Source organism: Methylobacterium sp. Leaf469 (genome assembly GCF_001424745.1).
In the GTDB taxonomy this organism is placed as follows: Bacteria; Pseudomonadota; Alphaproteobacteria; order Rhizobiales; family Beijerinckiaceae; genus Methylobacterium.
In genome coordinates this window covers 245464-267433 of the sequence record NZ_LMRE01000034.1, presented here as the reverse complement: position 1 = coordinate 267433, position 21970 = coordinate 245464, and the positions used below count along the sequence as shown (strand labels likewise).

Below are 21970 nucleotides of genomic sequence, written 5' to 3'. Positions count from 1 at the left end.
CAGCTTGGCATCCCAAAGGTTGACGCGCCCCCCACACCCTGCCATCGCGCGGGGTCCGGATTCCCGTTCGCGCCCGTGCCGGGCCACGATCTGAAAGACCGCATGTCCGACCTCCTCGAGACGATTCGCCGAACCCTCGTGCCGATCCACAAGGAGGGCTATCCGTTCATCCTCATCGGCATCGTGCTGACGGTGATCGGCGGGTACTTCGCCCAGTTCCTCGGGTGGATCTTCCTCATCCTCACCCTCTGGGTCTGCTACTTCTTTCGCGATCCCGAGCGCGTCACCCCGGTGGGCGACGGGCTGGTGGTGTCGCCGGCCGATGGGCGGGTGAACCTCATCGCCACCGTGCTGCCGCCGCCCGAGCTCGACCTGCCGCAGGAGCCGATGCTGCGCGTCTCGGTGTTCATGAACGTGTTCGACTGCCACGTGAACCGCGTGCCGATGACGGGCAAGATCGGGCAGATCCACTACACGCCCGGGCTCTTTCTCAACGCCGAACTCGACAAGGCCAGTGACGACAACGAGCGCAACGGCCTCGTGCTGGAGACGACGCACGCGGGCGCGCCCTTGCGCATCGGCGTGGTGCAGATCGCCGGCCTCGTGGCGCGCCGCATCGTCGGCTGGGTCCATGCCGGCGATACGCTGAACGTCGGCGAGCGCTTCGGCCTCATCCGCTTCGGCTCGCGGGTCGACGTCTACCTGCCCGTCGGCACCCGCGTGCTCGTCGGGCTCGGCCAGAAGGCGGTGGCGGGCGAGACCGTGCTGGCCGATCTCGCCGGCGGCCCCGAGCGCGCTTTCCGCCGCATCTGAGGGATGAGCATGGACGATCTGTTCCCGCCCTTCGCGCCCGACGCCAACGAGCCCCGGCCGCGCCGGTTCAAGCCGGTGCCGTTCCGGATGATCGCGCCCAACATGATCACCCTGATGGCGCTCTGCCTCGGGCTCACCGCCATCCGCCTCGCCTTCGAGGGGAAGTTCGAGCCCGCCGTCATCGCCATCGTGGCCGCCGCCTTCCTCGACGGCATCGACGGGCGGGTGGCGCGGATGCTCAAAGGGACCTCGCGCTTCGGGGCCGAGCTCGATTCGCTGGCCGACTTCGTCAATTTCGGCTGCGCCCCGGCGCTGATCCTCTACGGCTTCGCCTTGAAGGAGCTGAAGTCGGTCGGCTGGATCGTCGCCCTCATCTTCGCCATCGCCATGGCCCTGCGGCTCGCCCGCTTCAACGCCATGCTGGACGATCCCAACCGCCCGGCCTGGAAGAAGGATTTCTTCGTCGGCATGCCGGCGCCGGCGGGCGCACTGACGGTGCTGCTGCCGCTCTACCTGCACTTCCTCGGCCTGCCCCTGGAGCGCTGGGCCGCCCCGGTGGTGCTCGGCTACATGCTGTGCATCGCGCTCCTCGTGGTCTCCACGGTGCCGACCTTCTCGGGCAAGACGGTCGGCAAGCGCGTGCCGCGGGAAGCGGTGCTGCCGATCTTCCTCGTGGGGGTCGCGGCCTTCGGGCTGCTGATCTCGTTCCCGTTCGAGGCCATGGTGGCGCTGGCGCTCGGCTACCTCGTCACCCTGCCCATCGGGGCGGCGCAGTACCGCCGGCGGGCCAAGGCCGAGGCGCGGGCCGCCGCCTCCCTGCCAGCGCCCGCGCCGGACGACCGCGATCCGGGCGGCTCCGAGCGCGATCGCGCCGTGGACAGCTGAGGCGCCCGCCTGTCGCCCTGCACCGGCATCCCGTAGTCTTCGCGCGAAGAATCAGGCGCGGAGACTGAGATGCTCGAAGAGTTCAAAAAATTCGCCCTGCGCGGCAACGTGGTCGATCTCGCGGTCGGCGTGATCATCGGCGCGGCGTTCGGCGCCATCGTCACCTCGGCGGTGCAGGACGTGTTCATGCCGATGATCGGCGCCATCACGGGCGGCCTCGATTTCTCGAACTACTACATCGCCCTGTCGTCGAGCGTGCAGAAGGGCGCGGCCTACGCCGACGCCAAGAAGCAGGGCGCGGTGATCGGCTACGGACAGTTCCTCACGGTGGCGATCAACTTCATGATCGTCGCCTTCGTGCTGTTCCTCGTGATCCGGGCGATGAACCGCCTCGTCAGCAAGGAGGAGGCGAAGCCCACCCCCGAAGTGCCGGCCGACGTGAAGATCCTCACGGAGATCCGCGACCTCCTGGCGACGAAGCCGGCCGTCTAGGGCCGCGCCGGACTCAGGGCTGCACCAGCCTCACGGCTGCGCCAGCCTCACGGCTGCGCCAGCCTCACGGCTGGGGAGGCTTGCCCGTCAGGTCCTCCACGAGCCCGTCGAGGGCGTGCTCGACGGCGCCGGTGCCCTCCTCGTGGGTCTTCAGCCGCACTTCCAGGCGCTTGAGCTGAGGGCCGAACGCCTGGGGCGTCACCGGGTCGCCGAGGTATTCCGGCACCGCCTCGTCCGTGGTGAAGACCGAGCGCAGTTGCTGGCCGAGGTGATCGCGCACCGGCTCCGGCAGGGCGGCATCGTGGGGGTGGTCGCTCACGGCTGGAAGTCTCCCGTCGGTTCAAGACTGCACAACGGTCGGGCCCGGGCAAGTGTTGCGTCGGTGCTCACAAATGACGGTCCGCCCCTCGACAAAAAAGCCCCCGTCGCCGGGGGCTTTCTCAAATCCGGCCAGGCCGAACGATCAGGTCAGAGGACGGTTCAAGCCTAGTCGATGACTTCGACGATCCGGCGGCTGCGGTCGACCAGGACCGGGCGGTCGTTGACGATGGTGTAGCGCGAGTCGCGGGCGTTGTACTCGTCCGGCACGTCGTAATAGGTCACGCCGGCGCTCGGCAGCACGGTACCGACGCGGACATCTCCGTCATAGGCGTAGGACGAGCGGCGCTCGCGGGTAACGTACTGGCGGAAGCGCGGACGGTCGTCGACGCCGAGGATGCCGCCCACCGTGCCCGTGGCCGCGCCGACGGCGCCGCCCACGATGGCCCCGAGGGGGCCGGCCGCATCGGCGCCGTCCTGGGCGCCGCGCTCGGCCCCACGCACGAGGCCCTGGGCCTGGACGGCCATGGGCAGGCTGAGGGCAAGCACCGAAGCGGCGAGAAGAGTCTTGAGATTCATGGTCGGGTCTCCCGAAAGGCTGTCCCGCGACGCCGTGAAGCACCGTGGGTTCGGGGCCTCAACGTGCGACCCCCCGAAAGGGATGCGGTGAAATCCAGTCTCCTTCCGTGGGAGACCCGGGGCGATCATCCCGAGCCGCGACGATGTCCGTGTCGGTGATGTGTGGGAAGGCACGATGCTTACTCTATGAGCAGTTAAGCCTGCGGATTAGGCCGTCTGGGTGGGACGTTGATTATTTTATAGTCCACTCGCACAGAAGAGCATCACATGCGTCTTGCCGCCCTCCTCATCGCCGCGCCGCTCCTCATCGTCGGGACCAGCGGCGCCACCGCACAATCGCGGACCTGGAACGCCCTCAGCCAAGCGCCGACCTACCAGGCGCCCGAGCAGGTCATCGAGGGTCCGCGTCGCAACACCCGGCGCGATCCCACCGGTATCCTGCGCGGGCAGGGCGTCAGCAGCCTCTACGGCGGCATGGGGAACATGGGCGGCGGGTCCGGCCGCAGCGCCAACACCGGCATCGGGCTGGGCGGCATCGGCGCCTCCCAGGGCGCGCGGAACTGATCTCGGATCCGCCGCACCGGTTCTGGGACCGGCCGGCGCGATCCGTCACGGTCGCCGGTCCCGCCGGGTGAAAGGCGCGGCGCCCCGCGCGCTTCGTTGAGCTCGCGGCCTCGGCGGTCTATGCACGGATCCCATGGACCTCCCAGCTTCCCACCTCGAAACTTCCCCCCTGCAGGCATCCCCCCTGCAGGCGTCCGCGAGCCGATCCGTGGCGCCCCTCGCCTGCAAGCCGCCGCGCCCCGGACGCGCGGCGCCGTTCCTGCCCATGAGCCGGGCCGAGATGGACAGGCTCGGGTGGGATGCCTGCGACATCGTTCTGGTGACGGGCGACGCCTATGTCGATCATCCGAGCTTCGGCATGGCTATCATCGGCCGCCTGCTCGAAGCGCAGGGCTTCCGGGTCGGCATCATCGCGCAGCCCGACTGGCAATCGGCGGAGCCGTTCAAGGTGTTGGGCCGGCCGACGCTGTTCTTCGGCGTCACCGGCGGCAATCTCGATTCGATGGTGAACCGCTACACGGCGGATCGGCGCCTGCGCAGCGACGATGCCTACACGGCGGGCGGGGAAGGCGGCGCCCGCCCGGACCGCTCGACCATCGTCTACACGCAGCGCTGCCGCGAGGCCTACAAGGACGTGCCGATCATCCTCGGCGGCATCGAGGCGTCGCTCCGCCGCATCGCCCACTACGATTACTGGTCCGACAAGGTGCGCCGCTCGATCCTGGCGGACGCCAAGGCCGATCTCCTCCTCTACGGCAATGCCGAGCGCGCCGTGGTCGAGGTGGCGAACCGCATGGCCGCCGGCGCGAAGCCGCACGAGCTCGATTCCGTCCGGGGCGTCGCCCTGTTCCGCCGGGTGCCCGAGCACTACACCGAGCTGCCCGCCGACGATCTCGATTCGGCCGACGAGGCCGCCATGCGCCGCCCCGGCGAGACCGTGATCCGGCTCCCCGCCTACGACGAGGTCAAGGACTGCAAGGAGGCCTATGCCCGCGCCTCGCGGGTGCTGCACCGGGAGGCCAATCCCGGCAACGCCCGCCCCCTGGTCCAGCGCCACGGCGACCGCGACCTGTGGCTGAACCCGCCGCCGATCCCGCTCACCAGCGAGGAGATGGATTCGGTCTACGACCTCCCCTACGCCCGCGCGCCCCATCCCGCCTACGGCGACGCGAAGATCCCCGCCTGGGACATGATCAAGTTCTCGGTGACGATCATGCGCGGGTGCTTTGGCGGCTGCACCTTCTGCTCCATCACCGAGCACGAGGGCCGCGTCATCCAGAACCGCTCGGAGGGCTCGATCCTGCGCGAGATCGAGCTGATCCGCGACAAGACCCCGGGTTTCACGGGCGTGATCTCGGATGTCGGCGGACCCACGGCCAACATGTACCGGATGGCCTGCAAGGACCCGAAGATCGAGGCGGCGTGCCGCCTGCCGTCCTGCGTGTTTCCGGACATCTGCCCGAACCTGAACACCTCGCACGACGACCTGATCCGCCTCTACCGCAAGGTCCGCGAGGTGGAGGGCGTCAAGAAGGTGATGGTCGCCTCCGGCGTGCGCTACGATCTGGCGGTCCGGAGCCCCGAATACGTCGAGGAACTCGTGACCCACCACGTCGGGGGCCGTCTCAAGATCGCGCCCGAGCACACCGAGCGCGGGCCCCTCGACCTGATGATGAAGCCGGGCATCGGCACCTACGACCGCTTCAAGGAGATGTTCGACGCCGCCGCCAAGAAGGCCGGCAAGAAATACTACCTGATCCCGTACTTCATCGCGGCGCATCCCGGCACCACCGACGCGGACATGATGAACCTCGCCGTCTGGCTGAAGAAGAACGACTACCGCGCCGATCAGGTGCAGACGTTCCTGCCCTCGCCCATGGCGACGGCCACGACCATGTATCACACCGAGATCAATCCCCTGCAGGGTGTGCGGCGCGGTGGCAGCGAGCCCGTCGACGCGATCAAGGGGATGCGGCAGCGCCGCCTGCACAAGGCGTTCCTGCGCTACCACGACCCCGAGAACTGGCCCCTGCTGCGCGAGGCGCTGCGGGCCATGGGCCGCGCCGATCTCATCGGGCCGCGGCCGGACCAGCTCATCCCGCTCGCGCAGCCGCCGGGAACGGGTTTGGGCAAGGTGGGCGGCAAGGGGCAAGGCCAGCCGCGACCCGGGCGCCACCCGGGCGCGCCGCGTTTCACCACCAAGGGCGTGCCGCTGGGGAAGTGACGGGCGCGTCCGACCGTCGGCCGTTGCGGGCGTTCCCGGAACGGCAAACCTGGGAACGGCAAAGCGCGGGCGACCACGGGGCGGTTCTCCGCCCCGGGCCGCCCTTCGATCCGGGCGGCGCGTCAGTCCTTCGGCATCGCCGACTGGATCAGCCGGTCCGACGACAGGTCTTCCTCGTCATAGCCGAGGAGTTCGGCGAGGCGCCCGCGGGCACGGCTGACGCGGCTCTTCACCGTGCCGACCTTGCAGCCCATGATGGCGGCGGCCTCCTCGTAGGAGACGCCTTCGGCACCCACCAGCACCAGGGCCTCGCGCTGGTCGGGCGGGAGCTTGCCCAGCGCCGTCTGCAGGTCCTCCACGTCGAGGCGGTCGCCCTGGTGCGGGGCCGTGGCCAGCCGCGCGGCGTAGGAGCCGTCCTGGTCCTCGACCTCACGGACGCGCTTGCGGTGGTCCGAGTAGAAGATGTTGCGCAGGATGGTGAACAGCCACGCGTTGAGGTTCGTGCCCGGCTGGAACCGGGCGCGGTGCTGCCAGCCCTTGAGCAGGGTGTCCTGCACGAGGTCGTCGGAGCGGGCCGGGTTGCTCGTCAGCGACAGGGCGAAGGCGCGCAACGACGGCACGGCGGCGAGCAATCCGTTGCGGAACTCGGGCTCGATGGCCTCGCCGCGCGCCTTCAGGGCGGCTTCGAGCTTCTCGATGAGTTCGGCGAAGCGGGTCGGCTGCTCGTCCGTGGGAAGGCGGTCGTAGACCGTGCGCAGGTGCTCGCCGAGATGCGTCCGGATGTTGGACGACAGGTTCGGGCGGGCATCCTCGGCGGTGTCGAGGTCGGCGGCAGTGTCGATCGCGTCGCGGGTCATGGCTCGTCGTATTCTGGTCGATCGCGGGGGAGAGCGTCCGGCGCGTGGAAGACAACACGCGCGACGCCCGTCGTGTGGACGCGTTGTAGCGCATCCCGCCCGGCCACGCATCCCGGCCCGCAACCGTCAGGGTTGCGCCATCGTCCACATCAACAGCCCCGCGGTCCGATGCCTTGCGCGGGCAGCGTGGGTTTCCTCTCCGTCCAGGCAGGGCGATCGCATTCGACCATCTGCGTCATTCCGGGGCGCCGCAGGCGAACCCGGAATCCAGATTCGCGCCGGAGGCGTGCAATCCAGAGCCGCCGGCAGAGCAAGACTTGGCCAAACCCGTGTCTCTGGGGTCCGGGTTCCGCTCCGCGGCCTCGGGATGACAAAGCGGGGCGGGACTTCAAACGGTCCCAAACGGCATATGCAATCGCCCTGACCGAAGGGAGCAATTGCCCCGCCCGAAAGGAGAGGGAGCGCGGCGGGCCCTACGCACCGCGCTCGAACACCTCTTCGGCGCGCCATCCGCCGTTGGGACCGGCCAAGGGCTGGTCCTGTAAAAGAGTCGCTCAGCAGCCGCAGGGGGAGGGCACCCGTGCCGAGGCCCGGCCGTCGGGCTTCAGGATGCGGACGGCGCCGTCGCGGAGCGAGAGCACGTGGCCGCGCTCGACGTCGGTCCAGCACTCGTCGCGGGTCAGCGCCTTGGTGGCGATCACCGTCACCACGTCGTCCGTGCCGGTCTCTTGCGCGAAATCGACGCGCCAATCCTCGTCCACCAGGGTGGCGGTGCCGAAGGGGGCGCAGCGGGTGAGGTAGCACAGGCGCTTGCCGCAATGGGCGTAGAGGGTGCGGCTGTCCGAGAGCAGCATGTTGAACACGCCCAATCCGTGGAGTTCGGCGCACAGATCCGTCACAGCCCGGTCGAGGCGGGCCGGGCTCGGAAGGTCGGGCCAGCGCTGCTGCAACTGGTCGAGCATCCAACAGAAGGCGTGCTCGCTGTCCGTGGAGCCCACGGGCTTGAACCACGTCAGCGGCCACTTCTTCACACCCCTCAACTGGCCGTTATGCGCGAAGGTCCAGCGCCGGCCCCACAATTCCCGGCTGAACGGGTGGGTGTTCTCGAGGTTGACCCGGCCGCGATTGGCCTTGCGCACGTGGGCGATGACGATGCGGCTCTTGATCGGGGTTCGGCGCAGGAGCCGAGCCAGCTCCGATTGCGCGCTCGGCTCCGGCTCGTGGAAGGCGCGCGCGCCCCGTCCCTCGTAGAACGAGATGCCCCAGCCGTCGGCATGCGGGCCGGTCTCGCCGCCGCGCCGCGCCAGGGCGGCGAAGGAGAACCGGATGTCGGTGGGCACGTTCGCGCTCATGCCGAGCAGTTCGCACATGGGATTTCGGGGAGTTCCGGTCGGGACGGGCGGCGGGGCGGAGCGGGCGGACCCAGGCAGGCGGAAACGGACGGCCGGCGGAACCGGTTGCGCGGTCTAACCTATATTGGTCCGCCCGTGGCCCGGGGAAGCCGGATTTCGCATTTGGGGCCGTCGCTCCTGCGGGAAACGCCCGAGGGGGCGTCAACCGGCCTTCGCATCCCTGCGCGGCCGGCCGCCGAGCCGGCCGTTCCGGGCCGCAGCCGTCGCCTTGGCGGCGGAGACGGCCTGCCCCGCCAGACGGGCTCCCGCCTGGCGGATCGTGACGGGGGATTGCTCGATCAGGCGTGTCACGAGGCCATCGACGTTGATGTGCAGATCGAGCGCCGCAACGGCGAGGAACGCGCCATCCTCCGTGGCGCGCAATCCATGGAGCTGCTCCGGCGAAGCCTCGCACAGGGACGGGATGAGGCTGCGCTGGGCGCCGAAGGCGCGCCCATCCGTCAGGATCATCAGCACCGCGTCGTGGTGTGGATCGAACCACGCCGCCCGGGCCTGATGTTCGTGGCTCGCACGCGCCGTTTCGGTGGCGGTGGCCCGATCCAAGATCGCCTTGGTGATCGGCTTTCGGCGCGGAAGGGTCCACGCGTCGTCCTGCTTTACCATTCCGCGGCCTCCTCGATGTGCTGGCCCGCCGTGAGCGAAAGCGTTCGTCCATCCGCGAGGCTCAGGGTGACCCGTCCCGTCCGGACATCGTAAGCCGCCGTCGTGATGCTGGCGGCGTGGGGATCGGCCTTGCGCGCCACCCTGGCCCGCACGCCGTCGCCATCCGGGGTGGGGCGGAATTCGACACGCTGGTTCACGAGGCCGATTCCATGCCGGGATCCGTGCGTGTTCCACCAGGCCTCCCGACAGGCGGGCAGATGATCCATGATGGCGTCGGCCACCGCGTTCAGAGTCGCGACGCCCGGTCGGCGCTGTCGGCGCCGAAATCTGTAGAGCCCCGTGATGTCGGACAGGAACGAGAACCTGAACCGCGCGGTCCATCCCTCGCTGGCGTGGTGTGCATGAATGTGCGGCGGTGGGTGATCTTCGGCTGCGATGAAGACTTGGATCGCACCGTGCCAGAAGATCGTCCCCGCCATAGGCTTCCTGATAACCCATCAGTTGGGTTATTCCAAGGGGGCGATGCCGGAGGGCCCGCCACCGCTCCGGGCCATCGCAAAACCAAAGAGTGCAGGCGCGGCCTTTGGATTTCTTGGCCCGCACCCCCGAAGCTGGCAGAACCGTCCTGCCCCGAGCCGCGTCCGGCTCCGCGATGAGGAAGCTGCATGACGGTGTCGAGCGACGACGAGCTGGAGGCGCTGAAGCGGATCGGCCGCATCGTCGCCAACACCCTGGAGGCCATGGGCCGGGCCATCGAGCCCGGCATGACCACGGCCGAACTCGACGGGATCGGGCGGGCGTTCCTCGCCGGCGCGGGCGCGCGGCCGGCGCCCGAGCTCGCCTACGGCTTTCCCGGGGCGACCTGCATCAGCATCAACGAGGAGATCGCCCACGGCATCCCGGGGGCGCGCCGGATCGCGCCGGGGGATCTCGTCAACATCGACGTCTCGGCGGAGAAGGACGGCACCTTCTCCGACACCGGCGCGTCGTTCGCCGTGCCGCCGGTGACCCGCGCCGTCGAACGCCTGTGCCGGGACGGGCGCCGGGCGCTGTGGGCCGGCCTGCGCCAGGTCGGCACGGGCAAGCCGCTTTCGGGCATCGGGCAGGCGGTCGGCGCCTTCGCGAAGAAGAACGGCTACACCCTGGTGCGCAACCTCGCGAGCCACGGCGTCGGCCTGTCCCTGCACGAGGAGCCGAAGGAGATCGCCACCTGGCCCGACGCCTCCGAGCGCCGGATCATGGGCGAGGGGCTGGTGTTCACCGTCGAGCCGTTCCTGTCCCTGGGCGCCGATTTCGCGGAGGACGGCGACGACCCCTGGACCCTCTACAGCCGCCCCCGCGCCCTCACGGTGCAGTACGAACACACCGTCGTCGCCACCCGCAACGGGCCGGTGGTGCTGACCGTGCCGGGCTGAGCGAGCCGAGGGCGGAGACCGCCTTTCTCCCGCGCGGGGAGGGGAACTGTGGCCAAGGCTGCGTTGAAGGGGTTGGTATGCGGATGCGCCTGTTCGGCTGCGGGCTCGCCCTGCTGATGGTCGCCGGACTCGGCGGTGCGGCTCGAGCCCAGTGGACCATGCGCCCTCTGGAATCCCCATTGCCGGAGCAGCTCAAAGTGCGCGCCGAGGCCCTGGTGCGGACACTTCGGCCCCACGACGCCGATGAGTCGGTTGCGCACCTGCGGACGATCGAGGACGCGGCATCGCATCCCGAGGTCGTCCTCCTGCGCGTCGAGGCCGATTGCCGACTCGGACGCTGCATGACCGTGCTGGCCCGCGACGAAGCCGCCGGCATGGTGCCGGAGCTCATACTTCAGGTTGGGCCTGCAATGATCGTCGGCGACCTCTTCTCCTCTTTGTGGGGAGTTCCGACAGAGCCTGGGTTTCTCTTCGAAGGGGACGACGACAACACGCTGGTCGTCGTCCGAAGGGGCGCGATGTGGGTCGTGTCGGCCTGCAACGCGTGCATTGCGTGGCACGCCCAAAAGGCTCCGTCGCCTCCGAGAACGGTTTCACCGCCCGTGCCGCCACCCCCGCTCCTGACGTTCGAGGATTTTCGGACCTTTCTCCGCCGGTAAGGCGAAGGTTACGCGGGGAAGGTTACGTGGGGTTGGACCACGCTTGCGTCGCGGCGTGTATGGGCGCCGGCAAGGTGGCGTGCTGAAGCGCGACCGGCCGGTGCGCGACCGTTCAGATTCCAGTGCTACGCTTGAGCGACGGGGCGATGAGAGGCGGCGGGATGGCTGCAACGGACCGGGCCGCTCTGGCCAGGAAGATCGCCGGCGATGCGGCGTGGCTCGCCCTTGCCGGAGTGGCAGCCGGGGTCGGTCGCATGATCAGTCATGAGGACGGATCGGCCGTCTTCTGCCTGCGATGGGAGGCCACGACGATGGGCTTCTCGCTTCTCGGTGCACTTGTCGGCGCCGTCATGGTGGGCCTCATCCGCTGGCGCATGTGGAGCCGCGGGCATCCGCAAGCTCTGGATTGAGCGGGACGAACACACCGTCGCCGCCACCCGCGACGGGCCGGTGGTGCTGGCCATGCCGGGTTAGGGGGCACCCGCTTCGGCGGAGTCCCGCCCGTCACGCCTCCCGCAGCAGGGTCCGGACGGCGGCGTCGAGGGCGCGGGCCGCGGCGGCGGCCGTCGGGGAGCCGGTGCGTGCCAGCATCACGATCTCGGAGGGCGGCAGGTCGGGAAGGCCGAGGCGCGGTCCGACGTCGCCCATGCGCCCCGAGGCGACGGCCCCCATGGGGGCGACGCCGAGCCCCGCGCGCACGGCGGCCAGGAGCGCGCTGCAGCTGCCCCCGATGAAGGCCTCCCGCCACGGGCGGTTGGCCGCGTCGAGACGCCGGACGGCGACGGCCCTCACCCCGCAGGCCGGCCCGAGGGTGATCAGGGGGACGGCGCGGTCCTGCGCGAGGGCGTCGTCGTCCCCGCATCGCCAGCCCAGGGGGTCCAGCCCGAGCACCTCCCCCTCCGCGCCGCCCGCCTCCCGCCGGACGATCACCGCGTCGAGGTCGCCGTCGTCGAACGCCGCGCGGACCTGCAGGGAGGTCCCGCTGCGCAGCTCGAGGGCGCTGCGCGACGGGAGGGCGGCACGGACGTGGCGGATCACGTGTTCCAGGCCGGTTCCGAGGGCGTGGTCGCTCGCCCCGATGGCGAACCGCATGGTCGGCGCGTCGTCGAAGCACGCGGCGCTGTCGTGGGCCGCCATCAGCGCCCGTGCCTTGGCCAGGAAGGCCACGCCGTCCTCCGTCGGCCGAACGAAGCGGGGCGTGCGGTCGAGCAGCTTGCGGCCGAGGGCCGCCTCGAGCGCCTTGAGGCGCGTGCTGACCACCGGCTGCACCGTCCCGGCCGCTTCCGCCGCCCGGGTCAGGTTGCCGAACTCCACCGCGAGGATGAACAGGCGGACGGAAACGAGGTCGAGCATGATATCGAACCGCTATGATGAAGCGTGCGCATCATAGCGTTCTGCGCCGACGCGAACAGGGCCAAAGTCTCCTCTGCACCCCGAAGCCCAAGGAGGCTCCCATGCCCATGATCACCGTCCGCTACGTCACCGCATCGCCGCGCGAGAACCTGAGGTCCGAGATCGCCCGGCTGGCGACCCGCCTCGGCGCCGAGCGGCTCGGCAAGGACCCGGACGTCACCGCCGTGCTGGTGGAGGAGGCCGATCCGCAGGGGTGGTTCATCGCCGGACGGCGCCCGACGGAGGCGGGGCTGTCGGCGTTCTGGCTCGACATCAAGATCACGGCCGGGACCAACACGAAGGCCGAGACCACCGCGTTCGTCCAGGCGGCCTTCGCCGGCATGGAGAGGTTGATCGGCCCGTTGCACGCGGAATGCTACGCGTTCGTGCATGCGGTCGACGGCGACGCATACGGCTACGGCGGCCGCACCCAGAATGCCCGCTGGGCCGCCGCCCACCCGGGATAGCGCCCCGTCTCACATCCGCGCCGTGATGGTCGCCAGCACCGTCAGGGGGGAGCCCGGCTGGTTGTTGAACTGGTTGAACGGCTGCTCGATGTAGCGCGCGTCCGTGAGGTTGCGGGCGTTGATGGCGAAGCGGTAGCGCTCGTAATCGTAGAACAAAGCCGCGTCGAGGCGCGTATAGGCGCCAACCTTGTAGCTGTTGTTGAGGTCGCCGAACCGGGCCCCCACATGGGTCGCGCCGAAGCCGACGCCGAGGCCGCGCCATGGGCCGTCGGGGATCTGATAGGTCGACCACAGGCTGGCGCTGAACTCGGGCACGCCGACGAGGCGGTTGCCCACCGCGAAGGTGGTGTCCCGGGCGATTCTGGCGTCGAGGTAGCCCAGGCCGCCGATGATTTTCCAGCCCGGCAGGATCTCGCCGGCGATGTCGAATTCCACGCCCTCCGAGCGCTGGGCGCCGGTGATCACCGAGAAGGTGGCGTTGTTCGGATCGGCGGCGGACACGTTCTGGCGCTCGATGCGGAAGGCGGCGGCACTGATCGTGAGGAGGGACGGAACGAGGTCGTAGCGGGCGCCGACCTCGTATTGCACGCCCGTTTCGGGCGGCGGATTGGTGGCGCCGAGCACGTTGTCGGTCTGCGGTTTGAACGAGTTCGTGTAGCTCGCGTACAGGGTGAGCGGCTCGACGGGGCGGTAGACGAGGCCGACGCGCGGCGAGAATCCGAACAGCTCCTGCTCGGGCGGCACCGTGCGCGAGGTCGGCGTGCGGCTGAAGAAGAACTGGCTGCCGAAATCCATGCGCGTGCCCAGCAGCAGCTGCAGGCCGGCGCCGAGGTCGATCTGGTCCTGCAGGTAGACCCCGTAGAGGTCGTTGCGCTGCTTCAGGTCGCTCTGGAACGTGAATGCCCCGTAGGCGATGCGCGGCACCGGGTTGAGGAAGCTCGTGGTCGTCGTGGCGGCGGTCTGCTGCGAGATCGGCCGGCGGTAGCCGTTGGTGTATTCGAAGCCGGCCAGGAAGGTGTGGCGCAGGCCGAGGATGTCGAACTTCGCCACGACCTCGGACTGGGTGTCGATGGACGCGAAGTCCGAATTGACGAGGGAGCCCCGCCGCGTGACCAGGGTGCCGGCGGGGTTCACCGCCGTGGCGCGGGCCGCGAACACGTCGAAGGAGCCCGACTGGACGTTGACGATCTGGCGCAGGGTCACGTCCGGAGTGAGGTCGTGCTCCACGCGCAGGGTCGCGAAGTTCGAAGCCCCGGCGTAGCGGGAATTCGTGGTGCCGTAGAAGCGGGCGATGTCGTCCAGCGGCACTCGGCCGTTGCGGGCGATCAAGCCCTCGTCGTACTGCGTATCCTGCCGGGTGATCTCGGCCAGGAACTCGACGCGGGTGTCGGCGGTGGGCGTCCAGGTGAAGGCCGGGGCGACGAAGAAGCGCGAATTGCTCCGGTCGTCGCCGTAGTTGCGGAAGGTCGGGTCGTCCTGCGCGGCGAAGCTGACCCGGCCGGCGAAGCCCTCCGTCCCGGGCAGCGCCCCCGAGACCGAGCCCTGGAGCCGCGCGAAGCCGTAGCTGCCGCCCTGCACGGTGAGGTCGCCGGACGGCGCCAGGGTGGGGCGACGCGTGACGATGTTGACGAGGCCGCCGGGGTCGCCGCGCCCGTAGAGGACCGAGGCCGGGCCTTTCAGCACCTCGATGCGCTCGACGTCGGCGAGGTCGCGCTGGGTCGAGAGGAAGTTGTTGGCCTGGTTCAGCAGCACGCCGTCGACGGCGTAGGTCTGGGTGCGGAAGCCGCGGATGAGGAAGGTGTCCGAGCGGCCCTGGAGGGTGCCGCCGGGCTGCACGTTGCTGACGTTGGCGAGCGCATCCGACAGCCGGACGTCCTGGCGGTCCTCCAGGACCTCGCGCGGCACCACCTGCACGGATTGGGGCGTGTCGCGTAAGGGGGTGTCGGTCCGGGTCGCCGTGGCCGACCGGGTGGCGCGGTAGCCCACCACCGGGCCGGTGGCGCGCTCGCCCGTGCCGAGCCCGGAGCCGGCCACGGACAGCTCCGACAGGGCCACCTCCTCCGGCACGCCGGCGGGCTGCGCGACGGCGCCGGCCACACAGAGCGGCGTCAGGCCGCCGAGAACGGTCGCGACCCGCAGCCATCCATCCCCGTAGACCTTCGGCATCGCGTCCCCCCTCCGACCTGCGGCGGACGCCCCGGCGCTCCGTCAACGCCGCCGTTGAGCACCCGCACCGGGGAGGCCGCAAGCGGGTGAGGCACAAAAGGTTCCGGACTTTAATCCGTGATGGTCGAGATGTGACAATAATTCAACAAACAAGAATTGTAATAATTAAAAACAACCCGCCTTTCTCAAGTCTTCCACGAAAGTTAGCAGATAAAGTTTGTCTTCGCCTAGATCATCCGCCTCCGGGCCGCGCGGCGAACCATGGGGGATCGCGATGCGAACCCGTTCCGGCCATCCCCTCGCGACCGGATGTGCCCCGAAACCCCTGGGCGATCCTTGGCCGGGGCGCCGCAGCAGGGGCGGTCAGACCGTCGACGTGCCGTTCGCCCGCCGGGGCTGCGCCGCGACGTGCGCCCCCGCGCTTTCACCCATCGTCCCGATCCTCTAAGCCGGCGCCGAGGCTCCGGCGCGCGGGGCGGGACGCGAAGGATGCCGATGGACCGCGAGCCGATCGTCTTCACCTGGCGATCCGCGCCGGCGGAACACGGGGCCGCCATCGCCCTCACCCTGGGGCTCGGCGGCCCCCTCGCCCTCCTCGCCCTCCTGTGCCTGCGCGACCTCGTCGGCGTCCTGGTGGCGGCGCCCGACCACGCCGACGCGTTCCTGCGCGTGGCGGCGCTGTTGCCGTGGCGCCCGCCGGGGGAGGGGGCCTTCGTGCTCTTCGCGGGCTGGCCCCTGGCGCCGGCCGAGCGGGTGCGCCTCGCCCTCGTGCTGCTCTCGGGCGCGGCCCTGGCCTCGGCGGCCCTCGGCTGGGGCGTCGCCCGCCTGTGCTTCGTCGCCCAGAGCCGCACGGTGGAGCGCCTCAACGCCCGCGTCACCGAGGCGATCCTGCGCGCCCCCCCCGCCGCCCGCGACGACGCCCGCGCGGTGGCGCAGTCCGTGGGCGATCTCCTCGCCCGCATCGACACCCTGTTCGGCCTCGGCCTTCTCGTGCCCGCCATGGCGCTGGGCACCGCCCTCCTGGCGCTGGGCCTCGCCTGGCTCGCCGCGCCCCGCCTCGTGCCCACGGTCGCCGTGGGGCTGCTGGCCGCCGGCCTCGCCCGCGCGCTGATCCAACGGCGGATGCGGGCGCGCACGGCCCTGCGCCTGCGCTCCGGCGCCACCTTCGAGCGGGCGCTCGCCGACCTGATCCGCCGCATGCCGGCCGTGCGGGCCCACGGCGCTGCCGCCTTCGAGCGCGCCCGCCTCGCCGCCAAGGGGCAGGCCGCCCGGACCCATCTGGAGCGCTCGGAATCGGCCCTCGCCTCCGCCCGCGCGCCCTCCATGGCGCTGGGCATCCTCCTGCCCGCCATCGTGGTCGCCGTCGCCCTGTGGCGCGACGGGGCGCCCGTCGCGCCCGGCGCCCTGGTGGCGGCGGGCGGCGGCTTCGCCCTCGCGGTGGTGGCGCTCGCCGTCGCCCTCCACCTGCACACGGTCCACCGCGACCTGCTCGCGACCTTCCGGGGCATCGCCCAGGCCCTGCCGGCCCTCGAGGCCCGCACCCCGCCGCGTCCGGCCCGCGTCGCCGCCTTTCCCGAGGGCGGCGCCCTGAGCGCCCAGGGGGTCGGCGCCTACGATCCGGTGACGGGCGAGCGCCTCGCCGCCGTCGATCTCACCGTCGCGATGCCGGGCCACGTCGCGATCCTGGGCGAGCGCGGCGGCGGCGGGCGGGCGCTCGCCGCCCTGCTCGCGGGCCAGCTCGAACCCACGGCCGGGGCCGTCACCTACGGGGGGACGGACCTGCGCGCCTTCGCGCCCGAGGAGCGCGCCCGGCGCATCGCGCTCGCGGGCGCCGAGGCCATCCTGGTCGAGGGGTCGCTGCGCCAGAACATCCTGTACGGCGCGGCGCCGCTCCACGCCGCCGAGGGCGAGCCCGACGACCTGCGGGCGATCCTCGCCCTCACGGGCCTCGACGCCATCGTCTACGACCGCGGTCTCGAGGGCACCGTCGATCCGCGGGCCGAGCCCGCCGTCGCCCGTGCGGTGGTGGTCGCCCGCGACGCCGTGCGGGCGGCGCTCGCCGCCGACAAGGCCGGCCGCCTCGTGGAGCCGTTCGACCCCGCCCGCTACAACCACCAGGCCACGGTCGGTGAGAACATCCTGTTCGGCGAGGCCGTGGGACCGGCCTTCGCGCCCGAGCGCATCGCCGCCCATCCGTACCTGCGCGCCGTGCTGGAGGCCGAGGACCTCGTCCGGCCCCTGGCCGAGGTCGGCCTGCAGGTGGCCCGCAGCCTCGGCGAGATCTTTTCGGACTTGCCCGACGACCATCCGCTGTTCGACGCGTTCTCGCTGTTTCCGGCCTCCGAGCGCGGGTTCTTCGAGGATCTCGTCGCGCGCATGCCCGAGGCCAAGGGCTGGCGGCGCGGGCCGGCGGGCCAGCGCGACCGCAAGCGCCTCATCGGCCTGGCGCTGCGCTACAGCGAGACCCGTCACCGCCTCGGCCTCGTCGACGCCGCCTTCGAGGCCCGCATCGTCGCCGCGCGCCATTCCTTCGCCCGGCTGATGCCGCCCTCGCTCCGCGACAGCGTCGAGTTCTACGATCCCGCCACCCTCACGGCCGCCGCCAGCCTGGAGGAGAACATCCTGTTCGGCCGCATCAACGGCGAGGAGGCCGGGGCCGAGGCGCGGGTGCGCGCCCTGGTGCGCCGGGTGCTCGCCGACGAGGGCCTGGAGCCGACGGTCTACCGCCTCGGCCTCGACAGCCGGGTCGAGCCCGGGATGGGCGGCGGCGGCGCGAGTCTCGGCGAGAACGCCATCGGCCCGCGCGAGCGCATCGCCATCGACCTCGCCCGCTGCCTCGTGCGCCGCCCCGACATCGCCGTGGTGGCCATCGCGCTGGAGGACCGCAAGCCCGAGGAGATCCGCCCCCGCCTCGCGGCCCTGCGCGCCGCCCGCGCCGGCCGCGGCCTCATCGTGTGCCTGCCGGACGCCGGCGTGCTCGATGGGGCGGCGCCGTTCGATACCGTGCTGCGGGTGGAACGGAACACCGTGGTGGCGGGGTAGGGAGTACCGGGAAAAAATCCCCCACTTGCGGCCGCAATGGGATGCGATACGCAAGGGAGATTGATCGCACGGCATCCGCGCCGGACGGGTCGCTCCATCCTCGGGCCGCGCATGGTCTTATCCCTTCGACCGTTCCTCTGGGCCGCGCTTTTCGCGATGAGCCTCGCTGCGCCCGCCCTCGCCGCCACCGGCAAGGCCTTCGCGCCGATCCCCGCCGCCACCCTGGCGCTGATGCAGGCGCGCGGCACCACCGCCCAGGCGCCCGTGCTGTTTCGCGCCTACAAGAAGGAGAGCGAGATCGAGGTGTGGAAGCGGGCCGGGTCCGGCCGCTTCGTCCACGTGAAGACCTTTCCCATCTGCCGCTGGTCGGGCCAGCTCGGCCCCAAGCGCAAGACCGGCGACCGCCAGACCCCGGAGGGGTTCTACACGGTGCCCCAGCGCCAGATGAACCCGAATTCGAGCTACTACCTCTCCTTCGACGTCGGCTACCCCAACGCCTACGACCGCGCCCACGGCTCCACCGGCTCGGCCGTGATGGTCCACGGCGTGTGTTCGTCCATGGGCTGCTTCGCCATGACGGACGCCGTGGTGGGCGAGATCTACGCCATCGCCCGCGAGGCCTTCGCGGGGGGGCAGGCGGCGTTCCAGTTCCAGTCCTACCCGTTCCGGATGACGGCCCAGAACATGGCCCGGCACCGCACCGACCCGAACATCGACTTCTGGCGCCAGCTCAAGGTCGGCTCCGACCGGTTCGAGGCCCTGGGCGAGGAGCCCGCCGTGAGCGTGGTCGCCGGCCGCTACAGTTTCGCACCGGACCGGGACCCCGTCCGCGAGGCCCGCGTCGCCGCCCACCGGGCCGACGAGGAGGGCCGCATCGCCCAGGCGGTGGAGGATGGGAGTGCGGCCGTGCGCACGACTTATTCCGATGGCGGGCAGCACGCGTTCTGGGCGGCGCACGCCGCGCGGGGCGGGTCGCTGGGCGAGGTCAGCCGGCCCGAGGCCCTGGCCTATGCGGGCTTGGAAGTGGTGACGATCCCGGCCCGCCCCCGCGTGGTCGTCGCCGAGGCCGTGTGGTCGCGCTGGGCCGGGCCGGAGCTGCGCATGGCCTTTGCCCGCACGGCCAACCTGTCGCGGCCGGCCGCGACGGCGCGGTTCGGGCCGCTGCTCACCGCCTATGCGGACGCCCTGCCGCGCTTGGTGCGGGCCAGCCTTGCCGGCACCTTGCCGCCGCCCGAGGGCCTCGCGCGCCTGAATGCGATGGACCGGGACACCGCCGGGCTCGCCCCGCCCGGACATTGGGCCGGCCCCGGTTCTTCGACCACCTCAGGATCTTCGACAACCTCAGGATCTTCGGCCGGTCCGGCGTATCTCGCCCGGCGCTGAAACCGGCGCCCGACCATGTGCGAACCCGCACATCGGTAGTCCGAGGGGCTGCTTACCTCAGACTCGTTCCACTTCAATCCTGGCACACTCTCGGCCGCGACCACCGGCGACCCTACGGTCTCGCAGGTCGAAGGCGGCCCTCGGGCCCGAGGCGGATCGGGGCAATTGGTAAGCGAACCATGACACGCTCGAACGGGTCGCACGCGCAGAACGGGTTCACCCAGCCCGACGACGGCCTCGTTCGATCGGACGAGGGCCTCTCCCTACGCTTCTGGGGCGTGCGCGGTTCCACCCCGGTCAGCGGGCCGGACTACGTCGAGTTCGGCGGCAGCACGCCGTGCATGGAGATCCGCTACGGCGAGCGGCTGTTCCTCCTCGACGCGGGCTCGGGCCTGAACGCCTGCGGCCGGCACCACCGGGACGGCCTCTCGGGCGACATCGACCTCCTGTTCAGCCACCTCCACCTCGATCACACGGCCGGGTTGCCGTTCTTCAAGCCCGTGGTGCTCGACGCCGGCCGCACCATCAACACCTGGTGCGGCAACCTCGACGGACAGAGTGCCGCCGCCGCCCTCGACCGGCTGTTCGCCCCGCCGCTGTTTCCCGTGAGCCTCGACGTGCTGCCGTGCCGCTTCGCGCATCACGGCTTCCGCGCCGGCGAGACCCTGGCCTTCGCCGACGGCGCGCGGGTCGACACCATCCTGCTCAACCATCCGCAAGGGTCGGTGGGCTACCGCTTCGATCATGCCGGCCGGCGCCTGTGCATCATCAGCGACATCGAGCATTCCGATCCCTGGCCCGACCCGGCGCTCCTCGAGTTCGTGCGCGGGGCCGACCTCATGGTCTACGACGGCATGTTCACCGAGGGCGAGTACCCGGTCTGCCGGGGCTGGGGCCATTCCACCTGGCAGAAGGGCATGGAGCTCGCCCGCGCCGCCGGCGTCGAGGCCCTGGCGATCATCCACCTCCATCCGTGCCACACGGACGACACCCTGCGCCGCATGGAGGCCGAGATGCAGGCCGTCATGCCGACGAGCTTCATCGCCCGCGAGCGCCAACAGATCGTCCTCCCGCCCCGGCTCGGCCGCGGCGCACCCATCCGCCCGGCCCCCGCCCTCGCGGCCGTCCCGTAGGGCTGGCCGTCCCGCAGGGGGCTTTCCGCCTGTCCCGCAGGGACCTTCCGCCCGTCCCTTGGGGACCTTCCGCCCGTCCCGCGGGGTGTGGCCAGCCAGCCCTTCCGGCCCGGATTCACCCCGCCTGCCGCCGCCGCATCCTTCGCCCGCAAAACTTGTCCGGAAGGGGTTGCCAGCCGGAAAGGGAGCTTCTAAACACCGGCTCGCGGCCGGCACGTCTCCTCTGAGACCCACCGGCCCGGCACGCGCCCGTAGCTCAGCTGGATAGAGCACCAGACTACGAATCTGGGGGTCAGAGGTTCGAATCCTTTCGGGCGCGCCAACAACATCGAGCAGCGAGCGAGCCCATGAGGCCGCGTTGCCGACCAAAGCCTCCAACCCGGATATGGAACGCGAGCAAGCCCGACGTACGGCTTGACGCGTCACGGCGTGCGCCAGGCTCGTATCCCGGGCCTTCGGCAGAATGCCCGCTCGGTTCCGTCCTCGATGCTCCATCTGTCCGGAGGCTTGCGTCTGAAGGCTTGTATCCGGAGGCTTGCGCTCGTGGCGATCGGGTTCGCGCGCGACCGCGGGGATGCGCTTGCTGTCGCGGCGGGATCGGCCGCTCCGTTCGGCCGCTGCCGCGTCCCGCGACGGTCGGCTCATCCGGCCGCGGGGGAGGGCCGCAGGCGGGCCATGCAGTAGGCGTCGACGAGCACGCCATCGCGAAAGCTCGCCGCCCGGTGCGTCCCCTCGATCACGAACCCGAACTTCTTGTAGAGGGCGATCGCCGGCGCGTTGTCGGTGAACACGGTCATTTCGATCCGGGTCACGTTGAGCCACTGCTCCGAGGTGTCGATGATCGCGGCGAGCAGGCGGGAGCCGATCCCGTTCCCGGCGAAATCGGCATGGACGGCGATCCAGAACTCCGCCGCATGCGCCCGCCGCCCGTAGAACGGACGCAGCGCCGCCGCGCCAACGACGCGATCCGACAGATCCGCGACGAGATGGAGGTCCCGCGGAGACCGCGGCTCCGCCCAGGCCTTGACCGTCTCGTACGATTCGTAGGGCAGCGCGAGCGTTCCAAGGCGGAAGGCCGGCTGATTGTAGATCTCGAACAGACCCGGCATGTCGGTGTCGCGCATGGCGCGGATGCCGACATCCGCGCTGCGCCCGGCGTGTCTCATTTCCGTCATCCCGCCCGTCATCCTCATCCATCCCGTCTCGCGACACGTCCTGCCCGGGGAACGCCCACCCCGGATCGGCGCCGAGCCTTCGACCTCACGACGACCATTCGAAGCGCAGCGTTTCCCGGAACGCGAAGCGCTCGACGTGACGCACGACGACGTCGCGAAAATCGGGGAGCCTGGCCGCGTCCTCGGCCGCGAGCACGATCGTCAGGGTCTCGGCATCGGCACTGAGCCGCGTCTCGCCGAGGGGCAGGACGATCCGGGCGCGGGTGGCGTCGAACTCCGTCTCGAACTTGTGGGACCAGTGCTTGCAGAGTTGCTGCAGGTAGCGGCTCGCATGGGGCGTCCTGACGACGGCGCTGCTCTCGGGCATGGGCTGTTGCTTTCCTGAGGTGGA

The 21970-nt window shown here is 70.7% G+C and carries 22 protein-coding genes and 1 tRNA gene; 13 read left to right on the top strand and 10 right to left on the bottom strand.

Annotated features, from left to right (window positions below; translation table 11 throughout):
• Positions 1-102: 102 nt before the first annotated feature.
• From ASG60_RS15290 to mscL, 3 genes are all read left to right on the top strand, one after another.
• Positions 103-813, top strand: coding sequence for a phosphatidylserine decarboxylase (locus ASG60_RS15290; protein ID WP_056176390.1), 711 nt, complete (start codon positions 103-105; stop codon positions 811-813).
• 9 nt (positions 814-822) lie between these two features.
• On the top strand, positions 823-1698 hold the full coding sequence (pssA, locus tag ASG60_RS15285; RefSeq protein ID WP_056176936.1) for a CDP-diacylglycerol--serine O-phosphatidyltransferase: 876 nt from the start codon (positions 823-825) through the stop codon (positions 1696-1698).
• A 69-nt stretch (positions 1699-1767) separates the two neighbouring features.
• A complete protein-coding gene (mscL, locus tag ASG60_RS15280; RefSeq protein ID WP_056176393.1) occupies positions 1768-2190 on the top strand; it encodes a large conductance mechanosensitive channel protein MscL in 423 nt (140 codons plus the stop codon).
• Positions 2191-2254: 64 nt separating this feature from the next.
• Here mscL and ASG60_RS15275 read toward each other — a convergent pair whose 3' ends face one another.
• On the bottom strand, positions 2255-2509 hold the full coding sequence (locus tag ASG60_RS15275; protein WP_056176395.1) for a hypothetical protein: 255 nt from the start codon (positions 2507-2509) through the stop codon (positions 2255-2257).
• Positions 2510-2676: 167 nt separating this feature from the next.
• A complete protein-coding gene (locus ASG60_RS15270) occupies positions 2677-3087 on the bottom strand; it encodes a DUF1236 domain-containing protein (protein ID WP_056303776.1) in 411 nt (136 codons plus the stop codon).
• Between the two features lie 267 nt (positions 3088-3354).
• Between ASG60_RS15270 and ASG60_RS15265 the strand changes: the two genes are divergently transcribed.
• Both ASG60_RS15265 and ASG60_RS15260 read left to right on the top strand, forming a co-directional pair.
• The gene (locus ASG60_RS15265; protein WP_056386473.1) at positions 3355-3651 is read left to right on the top strand and encodes a hypothetical protein; all 297 of its coding nucleotides are present in this window, start codon (positions 3355-3357) and stop codon (positions 3649-3651) included.
• 265 nt (positions 3652-3916) lie between these two features.
• On the top strand, positions 3917-5875 hold the full coding sequence (locus ASG60_RS15260; protein WP_156398934.1) for a YgiQ family radical SAM protein: 1959 nt from the start codon (positions 3917-3919) through the stop codon (positions 5873-5875).
• Positions 5876-5997: 122 nt separating this feature from the next.
• On the opposite strand, the gene ASG60_RS15255 is transcribed toward ASG60_RS15260, so the two are convergent.
• From ASG60_RS15255 to ASG60_RS15240, 4 genes are all read right to left on the bottom strand, one after another.
• Positions 5998-6732, bottom strand: a complete 735-nt coding sequence (locus ASG60_RS15255) for a sigma-70 family RNA polymerase sigma factor (protein ID WP_056176406.1) — start codon at positions 6730-6732, stop codon at positions 5998-6000.
• 554 nt (positions 6733-7286) lie between these two features.
• Positions 7287-8102, bottom strand: coding sequence for a class II glutamine amidotransferase (locus ASG60_RS15250; protein ID WP_056386469.1), 816 nt, complete (start codon positions 8100-8102; stop codon positions 7287-7289).
• Positions 8103-8285: 183 nt separating this feature from the next.
• Positions 8286-8747 (bottom strand): DUF2442 domain-containing protein, encoded by a 462-nt coding sequence (locus ASG60_RS15245; protein WP_056266498.1) that lies wholly within the window; start codon positions 8745-8747, stop codon positions 8286-8288.
• Positions 8741-9226, bottom strand: a complete 486-nt coding sequence (locus tag ASG60_RS15240) for a hypothetical protein (RefSeq protein ID WP_056303784.1) — start codon at positions 9224-9226, stop codon at positions 8741-8743. The genes ASG60_RS15245 and ASG60_RS15240 overlap by 7 nt, the downstream gene beginning before the upstream one ends.
• 186 nt (positions 9227-9412) lie before the next feature.
• Here ASG60_RS15240 and map point away from each other — a divergent pair, with 186 nt between their 5' ends.
• The 3 genes from map (at position 9413) to ASG60_RS15225 (ending at position 11231) form a co-directional block, all read left to right on the top strand.
• A complete protein-coding gene (gene map / locus ASG60_RS15235) occupies positions 9413-10162 on the top strand; it encodes a type I methionyl aminopeptidase (RefSeq protein ID WP_056176411.1) in 750 nt (249 codons plus the stop codon).
• 77 nt (positions 10163-10239) lie between these two features.
• Positions 10240-10821: a hypothetical protein gene (locus ASG60_RS15230; protein ID WP_056386467.1), complete on the top strand. Its 582-nt coding sequence runs from the start codon at positions 10240-10242 to the stop codon at positions 10819-10821.
• Positions 10822-10982: 161 nt separating this feature from the next.
• Entirely contained in the window at positions 10983-11231 is a 249-nt protein-coding gene (locus ASG60_RS15225; RefSeq protein WP_056386465.1) for a hypothetical protein, read from the top strand.
• 94 nt (positions 11232-11325) lie between these two features.
• Here ASG60_RS15225 and ASG60_RS15220 read toward each other — a convergent pair whose 3' ends face one another.
• A complete protein-coding gene (locus tag ASG60_RS15220) occupies positions 11326-12174 on the bottom strand; it encodes a LysR family transcriptional regulator (protein ID WP_056303787.1) in 849 nt (282 codons plus the stop codon).
• Between the two features lie 101 nt (positions 12175-12275).
• Here ASG60_RS15220 and ASG60_RS15215 point away from each other — a divergent pair, with 101 nt between their 5' ends.
• Positions 12276-12680 carry a 4-oxalocrotonate tautomerase family protein gene (locus ASG60_RS15215; protein WP_056176939.1) on the top strand — a complete coding sequence of 135 codons (405 nt, stop codon included), beginning with the start codon at positions 12276-12278 and terminating at the stop codon, positions 12678-12680.
• 9 nt (positions 12681-12689) lie between these two features.
• On the opposite strand, the gene ASG60_RS15210 is transcribed toward ASG60_RS15215, so the two are convergent.
• Positions 12690-14846, bottom strand: coding sequence for a TonB-dependent siderophore receptor (locus ASG60_RS15210; RefSeq protein ID WP_082531776.1), 2157 nt, complete (start codon positions 14844-14846; stop codon positions 12690-12692).
• Between the two features lie 495 nt (positions 14847-15341).
• On the opposite strand from ASG60_RS15210, the gene ASG60_RS15205 reads away from it, so the two are divergent.
• From ASG60_RS15205 to ASG60_RS15190, 4 genes are all read left to right on the top strand, one after another.
• A complete protein-coding gene (locus tag ASG60_RS15205; protein ID WP_056386464.1) occupies positions 15342-17888 on the top strand; it encodes an ABC transporter transmembrane domain-containing protein in 2547 nt (848 codons plus the stop codon).
• Between the two features lie 156 nt (positions 17889-18044).
• Entirely contained in the window at positions 18045-19271 is a 1227-nt protein-coding gene (locus ASG60_RS15200) for a murein L,D-transpeptidase family protein (protein WP_244476687.1), read from the top strand.
• 179 nt (positions 19272-19450) lie between these two features.
• Positions 19451-20404: an MBL fold metallo-hydrolase gene (locus ASG60_RS15195; protein ID WP_082479061.1), complete on the top strand. Its 954-nt coding sequence runs from the start codon at positions 19451-19453 to the stop codon at positions 20402-20404.
• A 245-nt stretch (positions 20405-20649) separates the two neighbouring features.
• Positions 20650-20726 (top strand) — tRNA-Arg (locus ASG60_RS15190).
• A 319-nt stretch (positions 20727-21045) separates the two neighbouring features.
• On the opposite strand, the gene ASG60_RS15185 is transcribed toward ASG60_RS15190, so the two are convergent.
• Complete coding sequence (locus ASG60_RS15185) at positions 21046-21570, bottom strand: GNAT family N-acetyltransferase (RefSeq protein ID WP_056386725.1); 525 nt, start codon at positions 21568-21570, stop codon at positions 21046-21048.
• Between the two features lie 94 nt (positions 21571-21664).
• Entirely contained in the window at positions 21665-21946 is a 282-nt protein-coding gene (locus ASG60_RS15180; protein ID WP_056176950.1) for a DUF2218 domain-containing protein, read from the bottom strand.
• Positions 21947-21970 lie beyond the last annotated feature (24 nt).

Bases quoted from the DNA above. Each gene is read 5' to 3' on its own strand.
- ASG60_RS15290 (WP_056176390.1), top strand. From the start codon at position 103: ATGTCCGACCTCCTCGAGACGATTCGCCGAACCCTCGTGCCGATCCAC.
- pssA (WP_056176936.1), top strand. From the start codon at position 823: ATGGACGATCTGTTCCCGCCCTTCGCGCCCGACGCCAACGAGCCCCGG.
- mscL (WP_056176393.1), top strand. From the start codon at position 1,768: ATGCTCGAAGAGTTCAAAAAATTCGCCCTGCGCGGCAACGTGGTCGAT.
- ASG60_RS15270 (WP_056303776.1), bottom strand. From the start codon at position 3,087: ATGAATCTCAAGACTCTTCTCGCCGCTTCGGTGCTTGCCCTCAGCCTG.
- ASG60_RS15265 (WP_056386473.1), top strand. From the start codon at position 3,355: ATGCGTCTTGCCGCCCTCCTCATCGCCGCGCCGCTCCTCATCGTCGGG.
- ASG60_RS15260 (WP_156398934.1), top strand. From the start codon at position 3,917: ATGAGCCGGGCCGAGATGGACAGGCTCGGGTGGGATGCCTGCGACATC.
- ASG60_RS15255 (WP_056176406.1), bottom strand. From the start codon at position 6,732: ATGACCCGCGACGCGATCGACACTGCCGCCGACCTCGACACCGCCGAG.
- ASG60_RS15250 (WP_056386469.1), bottom strand. From the start codon at position 8,102: ATGTGCGAACTGCTCGGCATGAGCGCGAACGTGCCCACCGACATCCGG.
- ASG60_RS15245 (WP_056266498.1), bottom strand. From the start codon at position 8,747: ATGGTAAAGCAGGACGACGCGTGGACCCTTCCGCGCCGAAAGCCGATC.
- ASG60_RS15240 (WP_056303784.1), bottom strand. From the start codon at position 9,226: ATGGCGGGGACGATCTTCTGGCACGGTGCGATCCAAGTCTTCATCGCA.
- map (WP_056176411.1), top strand. From the start codon at position 9,413: ATGACGGTGTCGAGCGACGACGAGCTGGAGGCGCTGAAGCGGATCGGC.
- ASG60_RS15230 (WP_056386467.1), top strand. From the start codon at position 10,240: ATGCGGATGCGCCTGTTCGGCTGCGGGCTCGCCCTGCTGATGGTCGCC.
- ASG60_RS15225 (WP_056386465.1), top strand. From the start codon at position 10,983: ATGGCTGCAACGGACCGGGCCGCTCTGGCCAGGAAGATCGCCGGCGAT.
- ASG60_RS15220 (WP_056303787.1), bottom strand. From the start codon at position 12,174: ATGCTCGACCTCGTTTCCGTCCGCCTGTTCATCCTCGCGGTGGAGTTC.
- ASG60_RS15215 (WP_056176939.1), top strand. From the start codon at position 12,276: ATGCCCATGATCACCGTCCGCTACGTCACCGCATCGCCGCGCGAGAAC.
- ASG60_RS15210 (WP_082531776.1), bottom strand. From the start codon at position 14,846: ATGCCGAAGGTCTACGGGGATGGATGGCTGCGGGTCGCGACCGTTCTC.
- ASG60_RS15205 (WP_056386464.1), top strand. From the start codon at position 15,342: ATGGACCGCGAGCCGATCGTCTTCACCTGGCGATCCGCGCCGGCGGAA.
- ASG60_RS15200 (WP_244476687.1), top strand. From the start codon at position 18,045: ATGAGCCTCGCTGCGCCCGCCCTCGCCGCCACCGGCAAGGCCTTCGCG.
- ASG60_RS15195 (WP_082479061.1), top strand. From the start codon at position 19,451: ATGACACGCTCGAACGGGTCGCACGCGCAGAACGGGTTCACCCAGCCC.
- ASG60_RS15185 (WP_056386725.1), bottom strand. From the start codon at position 21,570: ATGAGACACGCCGGGCGCAGCGCGGATGTCGGCATCCGCGCCATGCGC.
- ASG60_RS15180 (WP_056176950.1), bottom strand. From the start codon at position 21,946: ATGCCCGAGAGCAGCGCCGTCGTCAGGACGCCCCATGCGAGCCGCTAC.